This is a genomic window from Vibrio metoecus (genome assembly GCF_009665255.1).
In the GTDB taxonomy this organism is placed as follows: Bacteria; Pseudomonadota; Gammaproteobacteria; order Enterobacterales; family Vibrionaceae; genus Vibrio; species Vibrio metoecus_B.
Genome location: NZ_CP035686.1, coordinates 1,631,155 through 1,655,656 on the forward strand (window position 1 = coordinate 1,631,155; position 24,502 = coordinate 1,655,656).

24 protein-coding genes and 1 pseudogene are annotated in these 24,502 nt (G+C 47.7%); 6 read left to right on the forward strand and 19 right to left on the reverse strand.

Features of this window, described 5'->3' with window-relative positions:
- Window positions 1-23 precede the first annotated feature (23 nt).
- Window positions 24-1,328, reverse strand: coding sequence for an inosine/guanosine kinase (locus EPB59_RS07345; protein WP_154172090.1), 1,305 nt, complete (start codon window positions 1,326-1,328; stop codon window positions 24-26).
- Window positions 1,329-1,592: 264 nt separating this feature from the next.
- On the opposite strand from EPB59_RS07345, the gene mnmA reads away from it, so the two are divergent.
- The 3 genes from mnmA to purB are packed head-to-tail and all read left to right on the forward strand — an operon-like array spanning window position 1,593 to window position 4,776.
- Window positions 1,593-2,708 carry a tRNA 2-thiouridine(34) synthase MnmA gene (mnmA, locus tag EPB59_RS07350; protein WP_195706946.1) on the forward strand — a complete coding sequence of 372 codons (1,116 nt, stop codon included), beginning with the start codon at window positions 1,593-1,595 and terminating at the stop codon, window positions 2,706-2,708.
- 22 nt (window positions 2,709-2,730) lie between these two features.
- Window positions 2,731-3,348, forward strand: a complete 618-nt coding sequence (gene hflD, locus EPB59_RS07355) for a high frequency lysogenization protein HflD (protein WP_154172092.1) — start codon at window positions 2,731-2,733, stop codon at window positions 3,346-3,348.
- Between the two features lie 57 nt (window positions 3,349-3,405).
- A complete protein-coding gene (gene purB / locus EPB59_RS07360; protein ID WP_154172093.1) occupies window positions 3,406-4,776 on the forward strand; it encodes an adenylosuccinate lyase in 1,371 nt (456 codons plus the stop codon).
- A gap of 90 nt (window positions 4,777-4,866) precedes the next feature.
- Here purB and EPB59_RS07365 read toward each other — a convergent pair whose 3' ends face one another.
- The 9 genes from EPB59_RS07365 to htpX form a co-directional block, all read right to left on the reverse strand.
- The gene (locus EPB59_RS07365; RefSeq protein ID WP_154172094.1) at window positions 4,867-5,394 is read right to left on the reverse strand and encodes a DUF3833 domain-containing protein; all 528 of its coding nucleotides are present in this window, start codon (window positions 5,392-5,394) and stop codon (window positions 4,867-4,869) included.
- Window positions 5,391-5,927, reverse strand: a complete 537-nt coding sequence (locus EPB59_RS07370) for a chalcone isomerase family protein (protein WP_195707103.1) — start codon at window positions 5,925-5,927, stop codon at window positions 5,391-5,393. Before EPB59_RS07370 ends, EPB59_RS07365 begins: the two co-directional genes overlap by 4 nt.
- Window positions 5,890-6,429 carry a DUF2878 domain-containing protein gene (locus EPB59_RS07375; protein ID WP_055050548.1) on the reverse strand — a complete coding sequence of 180 codons (540 nt, stop codon included), beginning with the start codon at window positions 6,427-6,429 and terminating at the stop codon, window positions 5,890-5,892. Before EPB59_RS07375 ends, EPB59_RS07370 begins: the two co-directional genes overlap by 38 nt.
- A gap of 2 nt (window positions 6,430-6,431) precedes the next feature.
- The gene (locus EPB59_RS07380) at window positions 6,432-7,673 is read right to left on the reverse strand and encodes an SAM-dependent methyltransferase (RefSeq protein ID WP_154172098.1); all 1,242 of its coding nucleotides are present in this window, start codon (window positions 7,671-7,673) and stop codon (window positions 6,432-6,434) included.
- Window positions 7,663-8,472 carry a DUF1365 domain-containing protein gene (locus EPB59_RS07385; RefSeq protein WP_154172100.1) on the reverse strand — a complete coding sequence of 270 codons (810 nt, stop codon included), beginning with the start codon at window positions 8,470-8,472 and terminating at the stop codon, window positions 7,663-7,665. The genes EPB59_RS07380 and EPB59_RS07385 overlap by 11 nt, the downstream gene beginning before the upstream one ends.
- The gene (locus EPB59_RS07390; RefSeq protein ID WP_195706947.1) at window positions 8,472-9,749 is read right to left on the reverse strand and encodes an NAD(P)/FAD-dependent oxidoreductase; all 1,278 of its coding nucleotides are present in this window, start codon (window positions 9,747-9,749) and stop codon (window positions 8,472-8,474) included. Before EPB59_RS07390 ends, EPB59_RS07385 begins: the two co-directional genes overlap by 1 nt.
- A gap of 13 nt (window positions 9,750-9,762) precedes the next feature.
- On the reverse strand, window positions 9,763-10,488 hold the full coding sequence (locus EPB59_RS07395) for an SDR family oxidoreductase (protein ID WP_154172104.1): 726 nt from the start codon (window positions 10,486-10,488) through the stop codon (window positions 9,763-9,765).
- A complete protein-coding gene (locus EPB59_RS07400; RefSeq protein WP_195706948.1) occupies window positions 10,485-10,904 on the reverse strand; it encodes a nuclear transport factor 2 family protein in 420 nt (139 codons plus the stop codon). The genes EPB59_RS07395 and EPB59_RS07400 overlap by 4 nt, the downstream gene beginning before the upstream one ends.
- A gap of 217 nt (window positions 10,905-11,121) precedes the next feature.
- The gene (htpX, locus tag EPB59_RS07405) at window positions 11,122-11,985 is read right to left on the reverse strand and encodes a protease HtpX (protein ID WP_055050542.1); all 864 of its coding nucleotides are present in this window, start codon (window positions 11,983-11,985) and stop codon (window positions 11,122-11,124) included.
- 255 nt (window positions 11,986-12,240) lie between these two features.
- Here htpX and EPB59_RS07410 point away from each other — a divergent pair, with 255 nt between their 5' ends.
- Window positions 12,241-12,411 (forward strand): hypothetical protein, encoded by a 171-nt coding sequence (locus EPB59_RS07410; RefSeq protein WP_000796533.1) that lies wholly within the window; start codon window positions 12,241-12,243, stop codon window positions 12,409-12,411.
- A gap of 66 nt (window positions 12,412-12,477) precedes the next feature.
- Here EPB59_RS07410 and bioD read toward each other — a convergent pair whose 3' ends face one another.
- The 4 genes and pseudogenes from bioD to bioB form a co-directional block, all read right to left on the reverse strand.
- Complete coding sequence (gene bioD / locus EPB59_RS07415) at window positions 12,478-13,173, reverse strand: dethiobiotin synthase (RefSeq protein ID WP_055050541.1); 696 nt, start codon at window positions 13,171-13,173, stop codon at window positions 12,478-12,480.
- A complete protein-coding gene (bioC, locus tag EPB59_RS07420; RefSeq protein WP_154172108.1) occupies window positions 13,170-13,973 on the reverse strand; it encodes a malonyl-ACP O-methyltransferase BioC in 804 nt (267 codons plus the stop codon). Before bioC ends, bioD begins: the two co-directional genes overlap by 4 nt.
- Window positions 13,970-15,124 (reverse strand): 8-amino-7-oxononanoate synthase, encoded by a 1,155-nt coding sequence (bioF, locus tag EPB59_RS07425; protein ID WP_154172110.1) that lies wholly within the window; start codon window positions 15,122-15,124, stop codon window positions 13,970-13,972. The genes bioC and bioF overlap by 4 nt, the downstream gene beginning before the upstream one ends.
- Window positions 15,108-16,159 (reverse strand): annotated as a pseudogene (gene bioB, locus EPB59_RS07430) (biotin synthase BioB). Before bioB ends, bioF begins: the two are co-directional and overlap by 17 nt.
- A gap of 132 nt (window positions 16,160-16,291) precedes the next feature.
- On the opposite strand from bioB, the gene bioA reads away from it, so the two are divergent.
- Window positions 16,292-17,572 carry an adenosylmethionine--8-amino-7-oxononanoate transaminase gene (bioA, locus tag EPB59_RS07435; protein ID WP_195707104.1) on the forward strand — a complete coding sequence of 427 codons (1,281 nt, stop codon included), beginning with the start codon at window positions 16,292-16,294 and terminating at the stop codon, window positions 17,570-17,572.
- A 106-nt stretch (window positions 17,573-17,678) separates the two neighbouring features.
- Here bioA and serS read toward each other — a convergent pair whose 3' ends face one another.
- The 4 genes from serS to EPB59_RS07455 all read right to left on the reverse strand — a co-directional run bounded on the left by serS (window position 17,679) and on the right by EPB59_RS07455 (window position 21,776).
- Window positions 17,679-18,986: a serine--tRNA ligase gene (serS, locus tag EPB59_RS07440; RefSeq protein WP_000887349.1), complete on the reverse strand. Its 1,308-nt coding sequence runs from the start codon at window positions 18,984-18,986 to the stop codon at window positions 17,679-17,681.
- Between the two features lie 103 nt (window positions 18,987-19,089).
- Window positions 19,090-20,439: a replication-associated recombination protein A gene (locus tag EPB59_RS07445; protein ID WP_000073977.1), complete on the reverse strand. Its 1,350-nt coding sequence runs from the start codon at window positions 20,437-20,439 to the stop codon at window positions 19,090-19,092.
- A gap of 24 nt (window positions 20,440-20,463) precedes the next feature.
- Window positions 20,464-21,060, reverse strand: a complete 597-nt coding sequence (gene lolA, locus EPB59_RS07450) for an outer membrane lipoprotein chaperone LolA (protein ID WP_001045827.1) — start codon at window positions 21,058-21,060, stop codon at window positions 20,464-20,466.
- A gap of 95 nt (window positions 21,061-21,155) precedes the next feature.
- On the reverse strand, window positions 21,156-21,776 hold the full coding sequence (locus EPB59_RS07455) for a YecA family protein (protein WP_195706949.1): 621 nt from the start codon (window positions 21,774-21,776) through the stop codon (window positions 21,156-21,158).
- 165 nt (window positions 21,777-21,941) lie between these two features.
- On the opposite strand from EPB59_RS07455, the gene dusC reads away from it, so the two are divergent.
- Entirely contained in the window at window positions 21,942-22,913 is a 972-nt protein-coding gene (gene dusC / locus EPB59_RS07460) for a tRNA dihydrouridine(16) synthase DusC (protein WP_154172116.1), read from the forward strand.
- Window positions 22,914-22,945: 32 nt separating this feature from the next.
- Here the strand turns inward: dusC and EPB59_RS07465 are convergent, their stop codons facing one another.
- Window positions 22,946-24,415, reverse strand: a complete 1,470-nt coding sequence (locus EPB59_RS07465; RefSeq protein WP_154172118.1) for a sensor domain-containing diguanylate cyclase — start codon at window positions 24,413-24,415, stop codon at window positions 22,946-22,948.
- Window positions 24,416-24,502: the final 87 nt, after the last annotated feature.

Below are 24,502 nucleotides of genomic sequence, written 5' to 3' on the forward strand. Positions count from 1 at the left end.
CCAAAGGAGCCTTTTTATTATCTTTATCTTTCCCAATAAGCTTCTTCAAGGCTATCTTCCCGCTCGGGAAGACCACGAGAAAGACGTGGAGAATGTTGAGCCAATACCTCATAACTGGCGCGATTTGAATATTTACACACTTGAGAAAAAGAGGAATAGGTTAAAAACTCATGTTGATGCTTACTTGAGTTAGGTACATTTTCTTTGTGGTATTTATTGGCAGCCATATCGTGTAACAAGGCCGATAATGCTGCATCACCCGCACCATTGGTATTTTTTATCTTCTCTGGCCCACCCATGTACGGTGAAATATGTGAATAAACACGAATCGGGTTTATACAGCTGTCTTTACGTGCAGGGCGGCTAAATTCATAGCGATTAAATTCCGCAACCGAACCAGGTAATAATGGAAGTGAGGTTTCGCGCTTGGCTGATTCTTCTGTATATCCGGCCATAAATAAACCAACTGGGCCTGCAGTACATAACACTAAGTCAACCCAATCCAAGGTTTTATCAGAAGCCGCTAGAGGGTCACTCTCTCCAGTTAACGCCAATGCTTCATCTTCATTCATTGCAACGACAGTAACATGATCACGTAAAAAATCTTGCCAGAATTTAGGATCATCCTGAATAACAAATTTGGTTCCTAGAGTTAATACCACAGGAACATCGTATTTTTTGGCATATTCAATGGCGCGCATTGTCGCTTCTGGCATCGGGTCGCCTTCTTTACAGCGAACTAAATAAGCGGTGATCACTAATGCAGATGCACTGGCAAATATTTTCTCAGGAATACTGTCTGGGCGTAATTGGTTCATTTGACCTTCGCTGATCGCAAAAGTACGTTCACCATCTTCGGTAATCAATGCAAAACAGCGCCCGATGGCACCTTCAACACCTTGTAAATAATTCAGATCCATACGGCTAGAAGTATTACATAGGTAACGATAGCCATAGCTGCCAATTTTGATGTCTTGGCTCATCACACCCAGCAAGGTTGAACGGTCATCGGCTAATACTGAATAGTTGTGCAGCGTATTCCCTATGGTTCCACCTGCATATTCATTGGTAATTAAACGCTGATCTTTTAATTCGTTATATAAGGCCTCAGCCGCTTGATCATCGATCACTAATGAGTGTCCCTTACTCAGCCCATAACGCTCGATCAAATCTGAATCCACCTTGGCCTCAATATCCACCAACGTTTGATCAATACCGATAATATGAGTGCGCGACATCTTCTTATTTTCTTGCGCTTGAATCACTAAAGGATCACGCGCGTGAACTGGAAAATAATGCTTAGATTTGCGTTGGCCAGGAAATTTCATAAGGGTTACTAGGCTTCTGGGATGAAAGGAGCGCCGATTCTACCGCGCACCTTTTAGTGCAGCAACAAAGGAAAAAATAGCAAACGTTTGCACGATGATGATTTTATTTCGCTCTCCATCTTTAGCTATTGGAGCACAAGTGATTCAATGATTTAGCAACATTTGACTGAAGTCAGATGAAGTGTGATTACCGTCTCGGATCTGTCCTCGAAAAATTCTTTCTGTTAGAATCCCCGTCCAAGTTCCTCAAGTGGTAGAAAAGTGATGTCTGTAGAGCACAGCGCAAACAGCCAAAAGAAAGTGATTGTCGGTATGTCTGGAGGGGTTGACTCCTCTGTTTCAGCCTATCTTCTCAAGCAACAGGGTTACCAAGTGGAAGGCCTGTTTATGAAAAACTGGGAAGAAGACGATAACGAAGAGTATTGTACTGCGGCGGAAGATCTTGCAGATGCTCAGGCAGTGTGTGACAAACTCGGCATCCCACTTCATACCATTAATTTTGCCGCAGAATACTGGGATAACGTATTTGAATACTTCCTCGCGGAATATAAAGCCGGACGGACCCCAAACCCAGATATTCTGTGTAATAAAGAAATTAAATTCAAAGCGTTCTTAGAATTTGCCGATGAAGTGCTGGATGCTGATTACATTGCCATGGGTCACTATGTGCGCCGTACTTTCCCGCAAAATGGTGAAAAACCGCAGATGTTACGCGGTCTCGATGGTAACAAAGATCAGAGCTACTTCCTTTATACACTGAGTCATGAGCAAGTGGCGCGCAGCCTATTCCCCGTCGGTGAACTAGAAAAACCAGAAGTACGCCGCATTGCCGAAGAACAAGGCTTAATTACGGCGAAGAAGAAAGATTCAACCGGTATTTGTTTTATCGGTGAGCGCAAATTTACCGACTTCTTATCTCGCTATTTGCCAGCTCAACCGGGTAAAATTGAGACCCCGGAAGGCAAAGTGATTGGTGAGCACCAAGGCTTGATGTACCACACACTCGGACAGCGTAAAGGTCTGCACATTGGTGGTATGAAAGAGAGCAGCGAACAGCCATGGTATGTGGCGGATAAAGATCTCAAACGCAATGTGCTCATTGCAGTACAAGGCGCCGATCATCCCCTGCTCAAGTCTCACGGTTTGGTGGCGGCGCAGCTGCATTGGGTTGACCGTACTCCAATCACTGAACCTCTACGTTGCAGCGTGAAAACCCGCTATCGCCAAAGCGACATCGCTTGTACCATCATTCCACTCAGTGATGACCGAATTAAAGTGATGTTTGATGAGCCGCAAGTAGCTGTAACGCCAGGACAATCCGCCGTGTTTTATCAAGGTGAAATCTGCCTTGGTGGCGGCATCATTGAAGAGCGCATTTAGAGTCAATTTTTAGGAGATTTACGTGGCTAACGCAATTTACGACCGTACCATCGCTTTCGCTGGCATTTGTCAGGCTGTGGCACTTGTTCAACAAGTCGCCCAAAATGGTCACTGTGATTCAGATGCGTTTGAAACGTCGCTCAAAGCCATTACGTGTACTAATCCCAGTAATACACTGGAAGTTTTCGGCCACGAAAGTCAGCTCAAGCTCGGCTTGGAGTGCTTGGTCAAAGGGATTGACAGCACACCATCAGGTAGCGAAATCACCCGTTATCTAATTAGCCTAATGGCGCTTGAACGTAAGTTGAGTGGCCGCCGTGACACGATGAGTCAATTAGGCGATCGCATTCAAATGATTGAGCGCCAGCTTGAGCATTTTGACTTATTTGATGATCAGATGATCAGTAACCTCGCCAGTATTTACCTTGATGTGATTAGCCCGATTGGTCCTCGCATTCAAGTGACTGGTACTCCAGCCGTATTACAGCAAACCGCTAACCAGCACAAAGTGCGCGCCCTACTCCTGTCAGGGATCCGCTGCGCCGTATTGTGGCGTCAGGTTGGCGGACGACGTCGTCACCTGATTTTCGGTCGTAAAAAGATGATCGAACAGGCGCAGCTTTTATTAGCGCGAATCTAAATGATGACAACCCACTCAAATTACTCACACCTTTAACTCAATATTCAGGAGAAGAACATGGAACTGTCAGCATTGACTGCTGTTTCACCGGTAGATGGCCGCTACGGAAGTAAAACGATTGCGTTACGCAGTATCTTCAGTGAGTTTGGTCTCCTAAAGTACCGCACTATCGTTGAAGTTCGCTGGCTACAAAAGCTAGCCGCCACTGCTGAGATCGCAGAAGTGCCTGCATTCAGTGCCGAAGCGAATCAATTCCTTGATGCGATTGCCGCGAACTTCAATGAAGCGGATGCACTGCGTATCAAAGAAATTGAACGCACTACCAACCACGATGTAAAAGCCGTGGAATACTTCCTGAAAGAGAAAGTTGCTGCGATGCCAGAGCTGCATGCAGTGAATGAGTTTATCCACTTTGCTTGTACTTCAGAAGACATCAACAACACTTCACATGCGTTGATGCTCAAAGAAGCGCGTGACACGGTGATCCTGCCTGAAATTCGCAATGTGATTGACGCAATTCGCAAACTGGCCGAAGAGTACCGCGATATTCCGCTGCTTTCTCGTACTCACGGTCAGCCAGCCTCTCCATCGACCATGGGTAAAGAGATGGCGAACGTGGCCTACCGCATGGAGCGCCAATACAAGCAGATCGCTAACGTAGAAATCCTAGCCAAAATCAACGGTGCGGTGGGTAACTACAACGCGCACCTTTCTGCTTACCCAACGGTAGATTGGCATAAATTCAGCGAAGAGTTCATCACTGAATCTTTGGGTGTAGACTGGAACCCATACACCACACAAATCGAGCCGCATGATTACATTGCTGAGCTGTTTGAAGCAGTAGCACGTTTCAATACCATCTTGATCGATTTTGATCGTGATGTTTGGGGTTACATTGCTCTGGGCCACTTCAAACAAAGAACCATCGCGGGTGAAATTGGCTCTTCTACCATGCCACACAAAGTCAACCCAATCGACTTTGAAAACTCGGAAGGTAACTTGGGGCTGGCCAACGCGATGTTTACTCACCTAGCACAAAAGCTACCTATCTCTCGTTGGCAACGTGACCTGACGGATTCTACCGTTCTGCGTAACCTCGGTGTGGGTGTGGGTTATGCGCTCATTGCCTATACTTCAACCCTAAAAGGCATCAGCAAGCTGGAAGTGAACCGCGATGCACTGCTCGCAGAACTGGATCACAACTGGGAAGTTTTGGCTGAGCCAATCCAAACTGTGATGCGCCGCTACGGCATTGAAAAGCCATATGAGAAGCTGAAAGAGCTGACTCGTGGTAAGCGTGTTGATGGCGAAGCGATGCGTCAATTCATCGACGGTTTAGAGCTGCCTGCCGAAGAGAAAACGCGCCTGAAAGCCATGACACCAGCCAGCTATATTGGCTACGCGATTGAGCTGACGGACAAGCTGTAATCTCGACAAGAGAGACCAAATGACTAAGGGGAGCAACAGCTCCCCTTTTACTTATTGACGACTTATCGACTTGGTTTATACCAGACCGTTTCACTCGTGCTTTTCAAAAAACAGAGTAATCCGACCGACTTCAAGACCAAATTTGCGAATTTTGGTTAAATTAAATACCCGCTTGTCATCTTGTCGATACAACCAGTCATCGAAGTGTACTTGCACATCGCCTCTGTCGCGTGGCAACACAAAATCGTATTGCCACTGCAGTGCATTACCCACTTCTTTACCACGAGCCGTTCCAACAATATCATCCGCTCGTCCTTCGTACTCATCATCAGCCGTTCGGTTAATCGTCCAGATCCGTTGGTTCTTCTCCCCATCATCAAACACAAAGTCTTCAACTAAAATCAGTTGGTTATTCTCAACTCGGCCTTCAATTACCACCTCAAAACGGCGCGTCTGCGTCTCGGTATAGTCTTGCACCATACCCCAAGCGTGAGTAGTGCCAACAAAGTAATTGAACAGATCAAACTTGGGCGTCGCCACACGGTAATCATCGATATCCGCTGAACATCCGCTAAGTCCTAAGAAGAACAATAACAGCCAAGTTGAGTAGTATTTCATTGCCGATTCATTCCTATCAGTTGATTCCGTAAGGCTAGATATTCAGTTTGTGGAGAAAGCCAAATCGATAAAAAGGCATCGTTGAATGCTTCATCCGCAACCACTCCAATGCTTTGTTGTGCTTCTTGCTCACGAGCAAAGAAGAATTCACCGCTTTTCCCATCGGAAACGTATATCAGACGATCACCTATCGAGACATCCGGTAACATTTGCTGTAATTGATCGAGCCAAGACTGGGTTTGTGGCTCTTTAAACCCCAACTTATGCCATTGGTCTTTGGTGGCATCGATTAACTGTTGGCGTTTAATATTACGCAGATAACGAATCTCCAATGCCATGGGATGCGGTGAGATATCCTGCGACTCATGGTATTGACCATCCGGTGCTCTCAGTTGTGAAGAGTAGATATCCAACCAAAACCACGAAAGCGTTGCCTGCCCGACCACTGGCCAATCCGTCCATGTACTGGTCGGTTTATGCTCAGCTTGTGCTGCACTAGCGGCGTCGGCGTATCCCAAACCGCTCATCAGCAAAACGAATAGGGTTATAAGTCCTTTTTTCATGCCTCATTACCTTCAACAGTAACCAAGTGATACCTATCCATTCCAAAAACAGTGCCAACATCACCATCAATGTGGGGTATTCCCAACTCACTGCTCCGATTCGATAACCGAACCAATAACTTAAGCAACCTAAGCCACCACCAGCTATGCACAATAAAGTATTGGAATAACGGGTCAGCTGCGGCAGCAAATGGCCTGCATACCAAGTAAAGGCAAACCAAAGTGCCATTAGCCAAAGTGGAAACTCGCCGTCGGCAAAGCTAAGCAGGCCGATCGCCATATTGCCGCTATCGAGTAAGATGCCAATAATTGCCATCCACACCATTTTTTCAAATAGCGGATGGCGCTGCATAGCAGCCAATGCATAGGTCCCAATAACAAGCAAAGCGGTTAGCCATAGCCATTTTTGCTGACCAAACACCGCCAGAGCCCAAATTAGGTCAAACCAAATGGAAACCCATACCAGTGCCATCATTAATCTCGCTCGAACGTCATATGCACTGTGCTGATACTGCGAGCTAAAAAGCCCCCTTCGCAATAACAAAAGTAGTAACGCCACATGCGAATAAAGCGTTCGTCATAACCGAGATCACGCACTTTGGGCAGTTGCTGTTCAAAGCGCTCACGCCAATGTTGCAATGTCACGGCGTAATCCATGCCGATGTCGTGCAGATTACGCACAACGAATCTCGTGCGTTTTGTGGCAAGCGCAGTCAATGCACTGACCGACGGTAAAAAGCCGCCGGGGAAAATATACTTTTGAATGAAATCCACGCTATTGCTGTAACTTTCATAACGTTGGTCAGCAATGGTAATCGCCTGCAACACCATCTTGCCGTGAGGTTTGAGCAAGTCGTAACACTGGCTAAGAAAGGAGGGTAAATACGCTTTGCCAACCGCCTCAATCATTTCAATTGAAACCAGTTTGTCATACTGGCCTTCCAATAAACGGTAGTCTTGTTTTAAAAGCGTAATTTGCTCACTCAAACCCAACGCTGTAATTTGCTGTTTTGCGTAAGCAAACTGCTCTTCAGAAATCGTGGTGGTGGTGACTTTACAACCATAGTTTTGCGCCATATAAATCGCCATCGCCCCCCATCCAGTACCGATTTCCAACACATGATCAGTGGGTTTAAGCTGTAGCTGTTCACATAAACGTTGCATCTTCTGCTGCTGCGCTTGTTCAAGTGAGAGATCGGGTTGATTAAACAGCGCACTGGAATAAAGCATGCTGTCATCTAAAAACAATTGGTACAGCGCATTACCTAAATCATAGTGTTGATGGATATTGTTTTTCGCTTGCTCGATCGTGTTGCGTTTTAACCAATGGGCAAGCCGATTCAACCATTGAGTTACTGGGCTACTTTGGCTTTCCAATTTATCGAGCGTACCGAGGTTGGCAGCCATCAACTGCATCAAGGCCGTCAGGTTAGGGCTTTCCCACCAACCATCCATATAGGCTTCGGCCGCAGCAATACTTCCACCTTTCAGAATACGACTGTAAAAATCAGGGTGCTTAACCTCGATCACTGCATGAATAGCATCAGGCTTATCGTGGCCAAATTGCTCATGTGATGTTTGCGTTTGTCCAGAAAAATGCTCAACCACAGTTAAATTGCCTTCGAGATACTGTAATGCACGGTGAATGATACTGCGGGCACCTTTCTGCCAACTGGTGAGAGAGCGGGATATTTCCATCGACGAGCTATTTAACATGAGGTTGCTCCTTATTATTGTTTTGGCTCTGGTTTGGGTGCGCATAAAACGGCGCGCCTTTACGCCACAGTTTGAAGGCGTGCCAATAAATTCCCAGTACCACTTTTACTGCCATGATCGGCGTTTTGATCAATCGAGGTAATAAATTGCTTGCGCTTAAGGGTTCAGCCTGCATCGCTAATGTGGCATCAAACTCTTTATCACTTCGATGACATTCAAGATGGATCATCAGCGCGCGGGTTAAGGGTTTTATTTTCCAGTGGTATCTCTGTTCGATGGGATTGAATGGCGACACATGAAATGCTTTCGCATGCTGCCACTCAATCGCGGCAGCATTTGTCGATGTCGAGGCCGTCTGCGCCGGAACCGCGTAGTAGTGGCGCTCATTCCACGGAGTATTACTGACTTCAGCCAACAGATAACGCCAACGCTTTTCGCTATCGTAGACGTAGTAAAAATTGACTGGGCTAAAATAGATTCCCAGATAGCGCAGGTGCAGCAAAGCCACCACTCTGCCGCCTTCTATTCGCTCTCCCGTCAGTTGCTCGACCTTATCAAGTACTGCTTGTTTGAGCGGGCCTTGCCCGAGGTAATCTTCACGGCGAAAACGCGCCCAATGCCACCAACGCTCACCCAATCCCCAAACTTTATCCGCCAACTGTGGCCATTCATCTAAATCAATACAAGGCATAAACAGCGGATAGTTGAGCGCGTGCTCGACCGGCGTAAAACGTCGGTGTCTGATTTGTCCAACCATCAAACAACTTTGCCACTCGGTGCTATCTTGGGGCACAGGCATTAGGCTGCTCCTTGCTCACTGCGCTGTGCGTAAGCTTCCAATTGGGTCACCACATCCAGCGCACTGCGTACCCCATCTTCATGAAAACCGTTATGCCAGTATGCGCCACAAAACCAAGTGTGGTTGACACCGCTGATCTGCGCTTTTTTCTGCTGCGCTTCAATCGCAGGACGAGAAAACACCGGATGATGATAGGTAAATCGACGCAGCACCTTGCTCGGGTCAATGTCCTCACTACTATTGAGTGTGACGCAGAACGTCTCTGGCGCTTCAATATGCTGCAAAATATTCATGTTGTAGGTCAAAGATGGCAAACGACTTTCTTGATTGGCTTCCCCTTTCAACCAGTAATTCCAAGCCGCCCAAGCCGCTTTACGTTTGGGCAGCAGGCGAGTATCGGTATGCAATACCACTTCATTCGCTTGATAAGCCAAAGCTGAAAGCAGCTGCTGCTCTTTGGCTGTCGGATCGCTGAGCATGGCGAGAGCTTGGTCGCTATGGCAGGCAAAAATCACTTCATCAAAACGCTCACTCTGACCATTCACCACAACTTCTACCCCACTTGGTAAACGCTTCACTTGAGTGACCGCGCTATTGAGGCGGATGCGATCGCCAAATCCTTGGGTTAAAGGTGCAATATAACTGCGCGAACCGCCGGGGATCACATACCACTGCGGACGATTGGTGACATCCAATAGGCCATGGTTTAGGAAAAAGCGCGCGAAAAACATCAGAGGGAAAGCTCGCATATCAGCCAGAGAGGAAGACCAAATCGCCGCCCCCATGGGCAGAATGTAGTTTTCACAGAAGTATTCAGAAAACTGATGCTGAGCCAGAAAATCACCTAAGGTTTGCTCATTCGCCAATTGATTATCGACGCACGCTTTCGTTAAACGGTTAAAGCGTAAAATCTCCGCGATAAAACGATAAAACTTTGGATTCAGCCAGTTACGTTTTTGAGCGAATAAGGTCGTCAGGGTATGCCCGTTGTACTCCAAACCGTTAGCATCATTACGCACGCTGAAGCTCATCTGCGTCGGTTTACCTTGTACGCCAATCTCATCCATCATTTTGATGAAATTGGGATAGGTTCTGTCGTTATAAACGATAAAGCCCGTATCCACTGCGTATGGCTTACCCGCAAGCTCAATATCCACCGTCGCAGTGTGCCCGCCAATGTAGTCATTGGCTTCGAATAGGGTGATATCGTGATAACGGTGCAGATAGTAACCACAGGTTAAACCTGAAATGCCCGAGCCAATGATTGCAATTTTCATCAAAAAATCCTTATTAAGCCTTCAACAGACGTCGAACTAAGCGACTTTGCCATGCATAAGGCAAAGCACCGAGTAACCGAATCAGCCAAGTAAATCGTTTAGGGAAATAGAGTTGTGACACACCGCGCGCCAAGCCAGCTTTGATCTCCTGGGCGGCACGCTCTACTGTGATGATCATGGGCATGGCAAAAGTATTGCGATCCGTGAGTGGTGTGGCGACAAAGCCCGGAAAAATGGTGGTGACTTCGATACCAAGCGGACGCCAATCGAGTTGAAGCGTTCGTGCTAAATAAGCAACGGCCGCTTTGGAAGTGCCATAAGCTTCTGCTCGCGGCAAGGCCAACTCACTGGCAATCGAGCCGACAATCGCCACACGGTGACCACGCGCCAAATGTGGCTGTATACATTCAATTACTGCCGCTACGCCAAGCACATTGATATTGAACACACGTGCCATCAGTGTCACATCCATCTTGCCATCGTCGATGTACTCACAATCACCTGCATTTAAAATCCAGAGTTCCGGCTGACATGGAAGCTGCGCTAATGCCGCTTTTGTGCCGAGATGATCGGTGACATCAAACGCCAAGGCAAAAATGTTGGCATATTGTGTCTGCAAGCTGTCTAACACCTGCTGATTACGTCCACACGCAATTACTTGCCAGCCCTGTTTGGCATAATCCAACGCCAGTTGTTTACCAATTCCGGAGGTCGCACCGGTAATGAACACGGCAGTCATTGTCCTAGTCTCCGCTTAATCGCGCGGATAACTTGCCCCAACACAGGCAACTGCTCATAAAGCATTTCCCCCATATCGAAATAATCGCGATGGTAGGTCACTTTGCCCTCGGCAAAGCGCAAGTGGCTCACGCCTTTCACATCCACCTGCTCGCCCTTGGCTAATTTGGGGTGGCGCAAATGCATGGTCCAGATCAAAAACGCGCCCTCATTGACCGCGTACTGCTCATGAATGGTAAAGGTACAGGTATGAACGTTTTGGTAAAGATTCAAAAAATACTGGTAAAGGGCGTCAAACCCTTCGATACGATGTGCAGCATCTTCAAACACCACATCAGGATGATAGATTTCAATCAGCCTATGTAATTGGCTCTTATCTAATTGTTGATAAAACTGCGCGACGTGTTGTACGTCCATGATGCTCATCCCTAAAGTTATACAAATTTAATATTCGTATAATGCATTACAACCATAGTTGAGTTTACAACCTTGTACAATATTTTTTCTGTACAACTTTGTAGTTCATATTACGCAACTCAGAACGCAAGGGATCACTGAAAAATATTAAGAAAATTAGCTGAAGAGAAATTAAAGCAGAGATAAAAAAACCAGCCCGAAGGCTGGTTCTCAAACATTACATATTACGCAAGGCGGCGATACGTTTTTCCAATGGCGGGTGAGTCATCATTAATTCAGACAATGAACGTTTACCGTTGATACCAAACGCCATCATCGAACCTTCAAGATGCGACTCTTGGCCCATTTTCAACCGTTCCAATGCAGCAATCATCTTGTGCTTACCAACGAGTTGAGCCGCACCGGCATCAGCATAGAACTCACGACGGCGGCTATACCACATAGTAATGAAGCTTGCTAGCAAACCAAATACCAACTCTAGAGCCATTGAAACCCCAAAGTACACCATCATATTGCTGCCTTCACCCTCTTCAGAGTCACGTGACGCAACGATATTGGCAATAAAGCGTGACAGGAAGATCACGAAGGTATTTACCACGCCTTGCATCAACGTCATGGTCACCATATCACCGTTCGCAATATGGCTGATTTCATGCGCCAGCACGGCTTCGGCCTCATCACGCGTCATGTTGTGCAACAAGCCGGTAGAAACCGCGACCAGAGAATCATCACGCTTAGCCCCTGTCGCAAACGCGTTCATATCAGGTGCATCGTAAATCGCCACGGTTGGCATACCGATACCCGCTTGGTTTGCTTGGCGGCGTACCGTTTCTAATAACCAATGCTCAATTTCATTGCGCGGTGTATCAATGACCACGCCACCTACTGAACGTAGTGCCATACTTTTAGACATCAGCAGCGAAATAAATGCACCACCAAAGCCAAATACCGCAGCCATCACCAACAACCCAGATAAACTGCCCGGTTGCATGCCGGTAACAGCATAAACAATATTCAAAACAACACTAAGCACCAATACGACAGCAAGGTTGGTTGCTAAGAATAACAATATACGTTTCATGACTTACTCTCCGAAGGAAACTTCTCAGCTGATGCGATGCGCGACTTTACCACACATCGTTTGTTCTTATTTACAACATATGTTCTTTCATTTGAAAAACAAGGTTAAGTAGGAAATTGCAACATTTAATGTCTAGCTAACCTAGCAGGCGTTTTAAATGAGCAGAGATATAGACTTTGGTCGTATTGAGCTAAGCATAGCGAAAGAATAGAGTGCGGGAGTCAAAGGAATTTCACCATAAACAAAGGAAAACACATGGCTGAAGCACATAGCTATCAAATGGCGATTGATTTACTTTGTTGTCATTTAGGTATCAGTGAACAAGAAGCTCGTACTCAACTCGGATTGGAAGCCAAAGAGCAGACGCTGCAACAGCAGATCGTCGAGACTCAACAATCCCTGATGGGGCTAAGTGCAGAAAAATAAGCACTTCGGATACTAAAAAGGCAGCTCACGCATGAGCTGCCTTTTTATTTTGTTACTTTTCTATACTTACGCGGTAGGAGTGACTTCTAACACCTGTTCAAGATGGATGAATTTGCCCAATTCCTGACGCTTCGCACTCGGCATATAAGGAATTTCACCCAGTTTAGGGGCACCAATTCGCCCTTCGAGGTGTTCAATAATCTCAGCATAATGCTCCGTACCGGGATTAATACGGTTAGCAACCCAACCTATCAATTCAAGGCCATCGGCACGAATCGCTTCCGCCGTTAAAATCGCATGGCTCAAACAACCTAACTTAATTCCAACCACTAAAATCACAGGCAAACGCTCTTGTTTTACCCAAGTGGATAAGCAATCAGAATCCGAAGTGGGGACTCGCCAGCCACCAGCCCCTTCAACCACCACCAACTCAGCATTTTGTTTATGTTTCGCTAGCTTATTGCTTAGCAACGCATAATCAATCGCCACATTTTCATGTTTAGCCGCAATGTGAGGAGATGTCGGCAGAACCAAAGCGTAAGGATTCACATCGTCATACGGCATTGTCACTGTTGCTGCTTTCATTAGATGCAAGGCATCTGAATTGCGATAACCAAATTCCGTTTTATCACTACCCGCCGCCACTGGCTTATAGCCAATTGTGGCAATATTCTGCGCCGCTAGCGCCTGAAGAATCGCTTTCGAAGCGACTGTTTTCCCAACGTCGGTATCCGTCCCTGCGATAAAAATTGCATTTCTCATCGGTGAATAACCCCTAAACAAACCTGATATGTGGCAGGCACAAGACCCTGTTGGTTACGAAATGATTGGTAGGCCAACTCAACTTTTGCCAACGTTCTACGGCTAATCAGCCCAGTTGAACGCCCACTGACATGATTGGCTCCGATCCCTTTTAGATCGCGCATCAGTGCGAAGGCTGTCTCATACCAAACTGTGATTGGCGCTAAGTCTAAGTGATGTTGCGCACATCCGGCTTGCGCTAACGCAATTTTTACCTGATTGATGGAAATGAACTGATTGATATGGCGATGATGATCAACACTCCGCCAAGCTTCTTGTAGCTCGAACAAGGAGCCATCAAGCAAAGTCGAGACAAAGGCTTGACCATGTGGTTTGAGTACACGGCGAATTTCGCCCAGCGGCAGCGACAGATCTTCACACCATTGCAATGCTAAGCTTGAAAACACCATGTCAAAACAAGCAGATGCAAAAGGCAGTTGCTCGGCATCCGCTAACTGATAATTCATTCTTTCATCGCCACAACGTTGCCTTGCTTGATCAAGCATGGCGTGTGAGATATCGGCGCACACCACTTGCGCTCCCCGCTCGCGCAGCAGGGCTGAAAAATAACCGGTACCACAGCCGAGATCCAATACTCGCAGCCCATTCAGACAACTGGGCATTTTTTGCAGTAAACGCAATCCGACATCGCGCTGAAAAGCGGCGTGCTGATCATAGTGCGCGGCGGCTTTGCCAAAGGCTTGCGCAATCGCGCTTTTATCTTTTAATTCAACACAAAGCTCCGTGGCTGTCATGCTCATGTGTCCTTCTCCATCACATGTTTTAACTGCTCCGATAAGCGGCGTATCTGCGCTTGGGTATGCGCCGCCGTTATCGTGATACGTAAACGAGCAGAGCCTACAGGCACGGTGGGTGGTCGAATAGCACTTACCCAAATCCCTTGTTGCTTGAGCTCGTGGGATGCACTCAATGCTGAATCAGAGCTGCCCAACAACCAAGGTTTGATTGGCGTTTGTGTTGCCACAAAACCCGGAATATTGCGGCACTGCTCATCAAAACACGCCATCAGCTCAGCCAGTTTTTCTCTGCGCCAAGACTGACTTTGGATCATCCGCGCAGCATGGATCAGAGCATGCGCTTGTGCCGGAGGCATAGCGGTGGAATACACATGGTGGCGTGCAAATTGCGTCAGATAATCGCCAACGTGTGCATCACACAACACCGCCGCACCTGCTAAACCAAAGGCTTTACCAAAAGTAACGACCAGAATCTCGGGATGAATCCCTGCCGCTTGGCAGCTCCCCGCCCCATGCTCTCCAAGCACGCCAATGCCGTGCGCATCATCCACCATCAACCACGCCCGCTGTTTCACCGCAGCGGCAATTTGCGCCAAGGGTGCGCAATCGCCATCCATACTAAACACTCCTTCCGTCACTACTAAGCTGTTGCTCTGCTCATGCAGTAATTGGCGAAGATGATCAGTATCATTGTGCTTAAAGCGTTTCATTGTGGCAGGACTTAACATACCCGCTTCCATCAAGGAGGCGTGATTGAGTTTGTCTTGCAGCAGCAAGTCCTCTTTTTCGAGCACAGTAAACAGCAGGGCTTGATTGGCACTAAAGCCAGAGCTGAACAAGACTGCTCGCTCGTAACCAAGCCAATGACACAACTCATGCTCTAACTCGGCATGAGCTGAGCTAAAACCAGTCACCATCGGCGAAGCGCCACTGCCAGCACCAAAGCGCGCCAGACCGGTTTGCCAAGCCTGTATTAGCTCTGCATCATTGGCTAAACCAAGGTAATCGTTGCTTGAGAAGTTCAGGTAAGTACGATCTTGCTGAATCAGTTCGCCTTGAGCGCTTCGATCTAAATGCTGAAGACGGCGAGTCAGCCCTGAATGTTCACGCTCATTCAGAGCTTGCTCAATCCGCGATTTAAAGCGCAGCGTCATAAAATAGATCGCTGGCGGTTGGGCGCGCGGCTACTCGTTCAACGACTCTATCCAGCAACTCATTTTCCGTGATTTCATCGGGCTTTTGCGCCACTTGTTCACGGTTAATTCCTAGCTTTTTAAACAGCAGCATATCGCTGTCTTCTGCTGGGTTGGGGGTGGTCAGCAGTTTGCAACCGTAGAAAATCGAATTGGCTCCGGCCATAAAGCACAGCGCCTGCATCTGCTCATTCATCTTCTCGCGTCCAGCTGAAAGGCGAACCGCGGATTTCGGCATCATAATGCGCGCCACTGCAATCAAGCGAACAAAATCAAAAGGTTCCACATCATCGACTTGTTCCAGTGGCGTACCTTTCACTTTTACCAGCATGTTGATCGGCACACTTTCCGGATGAGTCGGCAAATTCGCGAGCTCAACCAATAACCCAGCGCGGTCATTGGTGCTTTCGCCCATGCCGATAATGCCCCCGAGCAGATCTTCATCCCTGCATCACGTACATGTGACAAGGTATCTAAGCGGTCTTGGTATGTTCGTGTGGTGATGATGTTGCCGTAGTATTCAGGGGAGGTATCAAGGTTGTGGTTGTAATAATCTAGCCCCGCTTGCGCCAATTGCTGCGCTTGATCTGGCGTTAGCATACCCAGCGTCATGCAGGTTTCTAGCCCCATATCCTTGACGCCGCGGATCATCTCTTTGAGCAGCGGCATATCACGCTCTTTCGGATTCTTCCACGCCGCGCCCATACAAAAACGGGTCGAGCCTGAATTTTTGGCTTTTTGCGCCGCATCCAATACGCGCTCGACTTCCATCAAACGCTCTTTATCTACATCCGTACGATAGTGAGCACTTTGCGGGCAATATTTGCAATCTTCTGGACAAGCGCCGGTTTTGATCGACAGCAGCGTGCTGACCTGCACATGGTTGTGCGGATGATGAAGACGATGCACCTGCTGCGCTTCAAACAGCAGATCCATAAAAGGTTTATCCAGTAACGCTTTGACCTCAGCGACCGTCCAGTTATGACGAACTTCCACGTGTAATCCTTATTGGGGTTATTGGTTTTATGCTTGGCTAGTCTACTGACAGGCGTTAGACTGTCAACAACAAGAAAATCACAAGGTTTACATGTGATTATTAATTAATCTTCTATTGATTTTGGAATGATGATGGATTTAGCCTTCGACCGTTGCCACATCTGGCATCCCTACACTTCGACCCTGACACCTCTGACCTGTTACCCCGTGAGTCGAGCCGATGGCGTAATGATCACACTTGAAGATGGGCGCAGCTTAGTGGACGGCATGTCCTCTTGGTGGGCGGCGATCCACGGTTACAATCACCCCAAGCTCAATCAAGCGGCGCACCAGCAAATCGAGCAGATGTCACACATCATGTTTGGTGGGTTAACTCATCAACCGGCGATTGAGCTTTGCCAAAAGCTGCTCAAACTCGCGCCCAACAATTTACAGCAAGTGTTTCTCGCCGATTCAGGTTCAGTCGCCGTAGAAGTGAGCCTGAAAATGGCGTTGCAGTATTGGCACAGCAAAGGTCAGCCGAGAGCAAAGTTTCTCACCCTACGCCACGGCTATCACGGCGATACCTTTGCGGCGATGTCAGTGACCGATCCGGATAACTCAATGCACAGCCTGTACAAAGGTTTTCTGCCAGAGCATATTTTCGCCAACTCGCCAGAAGGTGGTTTTTTTGATGAGTGGGATAAGCGTGATATTGCCGATTTTCGTCACAAACTGACTGAACATCACCACCAGATTGCCGCAGTAATCCTTGAGCCTATCGTACAAGGCGCTGGCGGTATGCGTATCTATCACCCCGAGTTTCTACGCCAAGTTCGTGCGTTGTGTGATGAGTTTGGCGTGCTGCTGATTTTGGATGAGATTGCGACCGGCTTTGGTCGCACAGGCAAAATCTTTGCTTGTGAACATGCAGGAATTCAACCAGATATTCTCTGTGTAGGTAAAGCGCTGACTGGCGGATACATGACGCTATCAGCCACCCTCACTACCAAACAAGTGGCCGATACCGTGTGTGCGGGAGAAGCTGGCTGCTTTATGCATGGCCCTACCTTTATGGGCAATCCGCTGGCTTGCGCGGTGGCAAGCGAGAGTTTATCGCTGATTGAGCAAGGAGATTGGCAACAGCAAGTCGTAAACATTGAAGCGTTTTTTGCCGAACATCTACCTAAGCTCAACGATTCGCCACGGGTGAAACAGACTCGTTGGCTAGGCGCGATTGGTGTGGTGGAGACGCATCTTCCGGTCAATATGGAAGTGATTCAGGCTCTCTTTGTGGAGCATGGAGTTTGGATCCGCCCCTTTGGCCGGCTGATTTACCTGATGCCACCGTATATTAGTCAACCTGAACATCTGCAAAAGCTAGTGGATGCAATTGCAGCCGCGTTAAGCCAACCAGACTGCTTTAAACAATAGACAATACGCCACGCAACAAACGGCAAGCACAAAAAAGCCGACATCACGTCGGCTTTTTTCATTCTTATGCAATTTGGGCACTGATTTCGCTTGATAGGAAACAGAATTAACCGATATGGGTTAAACCGCCCATGTACTTTTGCAGTACCGCAGGAATCGCAATACGGCCATCGGCTTCTTGGTAGTTTTCCAAAATCGCGACCATGGTACGACCAACCGCCAGACCTGAGCCGTTCAGTGTGTGCACCAATTCAGGCTTCTTCTCACCTTTACGGCGGAAACGTGCTTGCATACGACGCGCTTGGAAATCCCACATGTTTGAACAAGAAGAGATTTCACGGTACGTCTTCTGCGCTGGAACCCAAACTTCCAAGTCGTAAGTTTTGCAAGAGCCAAAGCCCATGTCGCCAGTACACAGAATCACTTTGCGGTAAGGCAGCTCCAGCAGTTGCAGAACTTTTTCTGCATGACCAGTCAGCTCTTCCAATGCCGCCATTGAATCTTCAGGGCGAGTGATTTGTACCAGTTCCACTTTATCAAACTGATGCATACGGATCAGACCACGAGTATCACGACCGTAAGAACCCGCTTCAGAACGGAAACATGGCGTGTGTGCGGTCATTTTCAGAGGCAGTTCAGCTTCATCCAAAATAGTGTCACGCACTAAGTTAGTCACTGGCACTTCCGCAGTTGGGATCAGTGACAGACGGCGTGGCTCTTCATCACTGGCTTTCTCAGTCAGAGGCTCAGTGTGGAATAGATCTTGACCGAATTTTGGTAATTGACCCGTACCGAACAATGTTTCTGCGTTCACTAAGTAAGGCACATACAGCTCAGTGTAACCGTGTTGATCGGTGTGCAGATCCAACATGAACTGTGCGATAGCACGGTGCAGGCGAGCAAATTGACCTTTCATCACCACAAAACGCGCGCCAGTGATCTTGGTTGCGCTAGCGAAATCCAGACCGTCGCCCATTTCACCCAAATCCACATGATCTTTCACTTCAAAATCATAAGTTTTTGGTGTTCCCCAACGAGAAACTTCTACGTTTTCGCTGTCGTCTTTACCGTTTGGCACTGCATCGTCTGGAATGTTAGGCACGGTTTGGGTGATCGCATCCAATTGCGCCATAACCGCATCCAGTTCAACTTTTTTCGCATCCAGATCGTCACCCAAGGTGCCGATTTGTTGCTTAACCGCTTCTGCGCCCGCTTTGTCGCCAGACGCCATCAGTTGACCGATTTGCTTGGAGATGGAGTTACGCGTGGATTGTAAATTCTCAACTTCTACTTGAATGGACTTACGTTGTTCTTCAAGAGTACGGATAGTCTCCACGTCGAGTTTAAAACCGCGACGTGCCAATTTTGCAGCTGTTTCGTCCAGCTCAGTACGAAGTAATTTAGAATCCAGCATTGCTAATCCTATGCTTTAAGAGTTGCGAGAAAGCGCGTGTGCTTCCTTTTTAGCCAAAGCCACGCGTATTGAAATTTACCCTGCCAAAGATAACCAAAAGGCACTACTTTTCATAGCGCTTTTGTGGGCTTTTTGCGTTCAAATCCGCCAGATACGCTAACTTTTCAGCAATCTTGGTTTCCAGCCCACGCTGTGTGGGCTGATAGTAGCGAGTTCCACTCATTTCTGGTGGGAAATAACATTCACCTGCGGCATAAGCACCCGGTTCATCATGGGCGTAACGATATTCCTCACCATAACCGAGATCTTTCATCAGTCGCGTTGGTGCATTACGCAGATGCGGTGGTACTTCAAACTCAGGCAGATTATGCGCATCCGACAGCGCTTGTTTCCAAGCGGTGTACACCGCATTGCTTTTCGGTGCGCAGGCAAGATAGACAATCGCTTGGGCAATCGCGCGCTCCCCTTCTGCAGGCCCCACACGAGTAAAGCAATCCCAAGCAGAAAGCGCCACTTGCATCCCCCGCGGGTCGGCATTGCCGACATCTTCTGAGGCAATCGCGAGCAAACGACGCGCGATATACAAAGGGTCACAACCTGCAGAGATCATCCGCGCTGCCCAATACAGCGCCGCATCGGGATCGGAACCACGAATCGATTTATGCACAGCGGAAATCAGGTCGTACCAAATATCGCCCTTGTTATCAAAGCGCGACACTTTTTCGCCAGCGACTTCGGCCAGTAAAGGCAGATCAATCTGCTTGCGTCCCTGATCATCCTCGCGAGCCATGTCATACAACAGCTCAAGATAATTTAGCGACATGCGCGCATCGCCATTCACCAGTTCTGCTAAGCGATCCAGTACGTTATCGGCAAAGACTGCGGCCACTTTGCCAAGCCCGCGTTCAGTATCCGCAATCGCTTGATGCAGGGCTTGCAGAATTTCTTGTTGATTGAGCGAGGTAAGCTTATAAACCCGCGCGCGGGAAAGCAGCGCGTTATTGAGCTCAAAAGAAGGGTTTTCCGTGGTTGCGCCAATAAAAGTGACCGTACCGTCTTCAATATGCGGCAAAAACGCATCTTGCTGTGATTTATTAAAGCGGTGGACTTCGTCGACAAACAAAATCGTGCGACGACCACTGAGCTTGTTCTCACGCGCTTTTTCGATCGCGGCACGGATCTCTTTGACTCCGGACGTCACCGCCGATACGCGTTCCACTTCCGCATTGGCGTAGTTGGCTGCCACTTCAGCTAAAGTGGTTTTTCCGGTGCCCGGAGGTCCCCAAAGAATCATCGAGTGAATATGCCCCGCTTCTAATGCACGGCGCAGCGGCTTTCCCGGCCCTAAGATGTGTTGCTGACCAATATACTGCTCCACGGTTTGTGGACGCATACGGGCAGCTAACGGACGAAAATCTTCGTCGCCGGAAAAATCTAAGCTGTAATTACTCACTCGACTCGCTTCCTTGGTGCTGATTTAGTTACGCTGATCGTCAACTTCCACGCCTTTCGGCACTTTGTAGTTAAATACGCTAGCGTTTGGTTTCTGCTGTTTCACCTTACTAAAGGTAAATTCGCTCTGCTGACCATCTTGCTCAATCACTTTAAAACCTTGCACCACCCCTTTCTCACTGATGGTGATTTGGAAACGGCCTTGGTTTGAATCCAGCGCAGTTGGCGTCAGGGTAAACACATCGCCCTTTTCTTCCACATGGTAAGCATCCCAATCGCTGGCTTTATTACGAGTCAGCAGCACAAAAGGCGTCTGCTCTAAAGCTTCTTCGGCGCGGTACAAGGTGACCTGCTCCACGAAAGGATCGAAATGCCATAAGGTTGTACCGTCAGAGACCAGTAAGTTTTCATCCGGCGTTTCGGTTTCCCAACGAAATAGGCTCGGACGAGCAATATCCACCTTGCCATTTCCGGTCAGGATCACTTTGCCCTCTGGGCTTAATACTTGCTGATTAAAGGTCGCGCTGAAGCCTTCACTCATGGCTAAACGCTCACTTAAAGTATCTTTAGGGGCGGCAATGGCCGAGAAACTACAAAATAACAGGGCTAACCATTTGTTCATGCTGACTCTGCTCCAAGCAATTTAGCGATGAGGAAGATAATAAAGCAAAAGCCTAAGCGTTTGCCTTCTCTAACGTGTCAGTGATGTGTAATAAACTATTGCCCACAACACTGTTTGAATTTTTTACCGCTGTCGCAAGGGCAAGCATCATTGCGACCAATGCCTTTAAACGGATTCACACTTTGTGCTTTAGCGCCGAGCATGGCTTCATCCGCCGCAAGCGCGACTTCGTGCACCATTAAATTCAGTTGCTCGATCAAATCGGCGAGCGCAGGAACTTGTTCATAGCCCGCTTCGCGCATTTGCGCTTGGGTTTGCGCTTCATCAATCGCCAACATCAAGGTGGTCAATAATGCTTGCAGCATGCGGATCGAACCATCTGCAAATGCGCCTTGCTGCCACATGGGTTCAACTTGTGGCCATAATTGCATAAAGCCTTCCGCAAAATCTGCCAAACCTTGCTCACGCGAGGGTGCATGCTCATTCAACAGCGTCAACAAATCATAACCGTTGCCTTTAAGCAGCTGGTATTGGCGATGAATTTGCTCGGTCACCGGTTGTAATAACGCCTGATGTTGCTCGGTAAACAGCTCTGGTAGCCACTGCTCAGGATCGAGCGGACGAGTCGCCAAGTTAGCGGCGAGCACCACACCTTCAATAAACAGATCCGACTCAGGGCATTCAATCGCGCTGAGATCGATCAGGGAATAATTCATAGGAAACACTTAAGACAAGGAAAGTTGCGCCGCATTATATACTCAAAGCCAAAGAAGTGGCAGGTCGTCACACTGAACTTGAATCAGAATGGATGGGTGACATTTATCGATGCTACTACTACAATCTCGCTCCCTTTTCTTCAGCGCTAGCCGGTATTCATCACTATGCGAGTTATTTTAGGCCCGATGGAGGGCGTGTTAGATCATTTGATGCGTGACATGCTGACACAAATCAATGACTACGATTTCTGCGTCACCGAATTTGTACGCGTAGTGAATCTGCTGCTGCCTGATCATGTGTTTTATCGCCTCTGTCCTGAATTGCAACAGGGTTCTAAAACCCCGTCCGGTGTTCCGGTAAAAGTACAACTGCTTGGCCAAGATCCACACTGGATGGCAGAAAACGCTATTCGCGCAGCTGAGCTTGGGGCTTATGGCATCGATCTGAATTTTGGTTGCCCAGCGAAGATGGTCAATCAAAGCAAAGGCGGCGCGGCTCTTTTGCAGCATCCCGAGTTGATTTATCAGGTGGTCAAAGCGTGTCGTGACGCAGTGCCTGCGCACATTCCTGTGTCGGCGAAAATCCGCTTAGGTTGGGAAGATCCTGAAGATTGTTTTGAGATTGTTGATGCCGTTGCGCAAGCCAAAGCCGATGAGCTCACTGTGCACGCGCGTACCAAAGCGGGTGGCTACAAAGCCAGCGAAATTAAATGGCATTATGTTGATCAGATCCGCCAAAAATGCAGCATTCCATTGATTGCTAACGGTGAAGTGTGGAATTACGCCGATGGTCAAGCTTGCATCCAAACCACAGGTGTCGATTCACTCATGGTGTGCCGCGGCGCGCTCAACGTGCCGAATTTAGGCAATGTGGTTAAACACAATCACGCCGCCATGCCTTGGCATGAAGTGGTGGATTTGTTGCTGCGCTATACGCAATTTGAAGTGCGTGGTGACAAAGGCAAATACTACCCAAACCGTATTAAGCAGTGGTTTGCTTATCTGCGCCACGCCTACCCTCAGGCGAATGAGCTGTTTGGTGAATTACGTACGTTGACTCTAGTCGAGCCGATCGTTGATCAGCTACATCGCTATCGCGATCAACTCCATCATGCTGCGATCGAGCTACCTGTCTAATGAGTAAAACAACGGATCAGTAAATCAACTGATTAGTATACCAACTGATTTTTGCCGCTGGTTTTCGCCACATACAACTTTTCATCAGCGGCTTTAAACAAATCTTCAAAACTGCGATCGGTTGTACTTTCAACCACCTCTATCCCACCGGAGACGGTAAAACCTGGCTCTAGTATTAAAGGGGACTCGCGGCAAACCGCATCAAAAATGCGCTGCATAATTCTCGTGATCTGCTCTTTTTCTTTTGCTGTGACATAAACCACAAACTCTTCGCCACCAAAGCGTGCCACGGCATCTGAGCTACGAATATGGTTTTCAATCTGCTCACCAATGTAGCAGATCACCCTATCACCCATATCATGACCGTAAGCATCATTGATCTGCTTGAAGTCATCGATATCCAACACGGCAATGGCTAAATATTGACTGTGGCGTTTGCCTTTCAGAAAGCTTTCCATACCACGTCGATTGAGTAAACCCGTCATCGGATCACGCGCGGCGAGCTGCGCATAATGTTGGCGATCCCAACGCGTATTGAGATAAATAAGCACGCCTGTGAGAAAGAGGTACACCAGAGCAACGACCAGTAAATTACCGCTCTTCTCAGTAAGAAAATTGCTCAATTCGGACTGAATATCCAACTTATAAAATACCACCTGATGATACTCGGCATATTCACTGGTGAGCTTGTGTGGACGATAGGCAAACGTTGGAATAGCCATCTCATTCAAATCAATCATTTCAAAACGAGAAGCTAAATGAGGCATGCGACTAAGCAGTTCGCGTAAACCAATATCTACCGCAACGAGTCCTTGATAATCCGCGTCACGGTAAACGGGCAGAATCAGTGTTAATAACCACTCATGTTGCTCTCTGATAACTGAGCGATAAGGTCCATCAACGGCAATCATATTGGGGGCAGCAATCGCATGGCTCCACAAAGGACTCTCGCTGATAAAGTCTTTAATTTGCTGATAGGTTACCTTTTCGCTGATGGTGTCCGGCGATGAAATGATATAACCGCTGGTATCCACATAATGCACACCATAAATATATTCATCCATGTCATGCAAAAACGAGAGCATAGGAGCCATGGAGAGTTTGATTTGTAAACTGGGATCATGACTTGGCTTTGAATCGCATAACGAGGCATCCCCAATTAGCATATAACTTAGATCTAATTTGGGAACGGTAAACTTGGAACTCAACCCCTGAGCCAGAATCAGCCCATCTATCGGTTTGATTTGACAAACATTCGCAACCACACGAGCCGAGTGTTTAAACAATATATTCTCCGCCGGGCGTTGATTATGCGTGAAAGTATAATCCAGTGCTGTCACCACTTTTTCGGCGCGTTCAAGCTGTTGTTGGATATCAACGTAGGCATCATCGATCTCTTCGTTTAAATCATATAAGTATTGCTGAAAAACTGAAGCGACCAACACGAAAGCGACAAATAGTGGCGCGCAGATTATCCAAGTCAAACTCATGCGCTGATTCATAATTGCCTGCTAACCTCTAGAAATGAAAAACCCATCATAAACAGATAACGCTTATGATGGGTAGGGATATTGCGTTGCGACGATTAT

Excerpts from the sequence above, each read along its gene's own strand:
- EPB59_RS07345 (WP_154172090.1), bottom strand. The coding sequence starts at position 1,328 with ATGAAATTTCCTGGCCAACGCAAATCTAAGCATTATTTTCCAGTTCAC.
- mnmA (WP_195706946.1), top strand. The coding sequence starts at position 1,593 with ATGTCTGTAGAGCACAGCGCAAACAGCCAAAAGAAAGTGATTGTCGGT.
- purB (WP_154172093.1), top strand. The coding sequence starts at position 3,406 with ATGGAACTGTCAGCATTGACTGCTGTTTCACCGGTAGATGGCCGCTAC.
- EPB59_RS07365 (WP_154172094.1), bottom strand. The coding sequence starts at position 5,394 with ATGAAATACTACTCAACTTGGCTGTTATTGTTCTTCTTAGGACTTAGC.
- EPB59_RS07375 (WP_055050548.1), bottom strand. The coding sequence starts at position 6,429 with ATGGCACTGGTATGGGTTTCCATTTGGTTTGACCTAATTTGGGCTCTG.
- EPB59_RS07380 (WP_154172098.1), bottom strand. The coding sequence starts at position 7,673 with ATGTTAAATAGCTCGTCGATGGAAATATCCCGCTCTCTCACCAGTTGG.
- EPB59_RS07385 (WP_154172100.1), bottom strand. The coding sequence starts at position 8,472 with ATGCCTGTGCCCCAAGATAGCACCGAGTGGCAAAGTTGTTTGATGGTT.
- EPB59_RS07390 (WP_195706947.1), bottom strand. The coding sequence starts at position 9,749 with ATGAAAATTGCAATCATTGGCTCGGGCATTTCAGGTTTAACCTGTGGT.
- EPB59_RS07395 (WP_154172104.1), bottom strand. The coding sequence starts at position 10,488 with ATGACTGCCGTGTTCATTACCGGTGCGACCTCCGGAATTGGTAAACAA.
- EPB59_RS07400 (WP_195706948.1), bottom strand. The coding sequence starts at position 10,904 with ATGGACGTACAACACGTCGCGCAGTTTTATCAACAATTAGATAAGAGC.
- htpX (WP_055050542.1), bottom strand. The coding sequence starts at position 11,985 with ATGAAACGTATATTGTTATTCTTAGCAACCAACCTTGCTGTCGTATTG.
- EPB59_RS07410 (WP_000796533.1), top strand. The coding sequence starts at position 12,241 with ATGGCTGAAGCACATAGCTATCAAATGGCGATTGATTTACTTTGTTGT.
- bioD (WP_055050541.1), bottom strand. The coding sequence starts at position 13,173 with ATGAGAAATGCAATTTTTATCGCAGGGACGGATACCGACGTTGGGAAA.
- bioC (WP_154172108.1), bottom strand. The coding sequence starts at position 13,973 with ATGAGCATGACAGCCACGGAGCTTTGTGTTGAATTAAAAGATAAAAGC.
- bioF (WP_154172110.1), bottom strand. The coding sequence starts at position 15,124 with ATGACGCTGCGCTTTAAATCGCGGATTGAGCAAGCTCTGAATGAGCGT.
- bioA (WP_195707104.1), top strand. The coding sequence starts at position 16,292 with ATGGATTTAGCCTTCGACCGTTGCCACATCTGGCATCCCTACACTTCG.
- serS (WP_000887349.1), bottom strand. The coding sequence starts at position 18,986 with ATGCTGGATTCTAAATTACTTCGTACTGAGCTGGACGAAACAGCTGCA.
- lolA (WP_001045827.1), bottom strand. The coding sequence starts at position 21,060 with ATGAACAAATGGTTAGCCCTGTTATTTTGTAGTTTCTCGGCCATTGCC.
- EPB59_RS07455 (WP_195706949.1), bottom strand. The coding sequence starts at position 21,776 with ATGAATTATTCCCTGATCGATCTCAGCGCGATTGAATGCCCTGAGTCG.
- dusC (WP_154172116.1), top strand. The coding sequence starts at position 21,942 with ATGCGAGTTATTTTAGGCCCGATGGAGGGCGTGTTAGATCATTTGATG.
- EPB59_RS07465 (WP_154172118.1), bottom strand. The coding sequence starts at position 24,415 with ATGAATCAGCGCATGAGTTTGACTTGGATAATCTGCGCGCCACTATTT.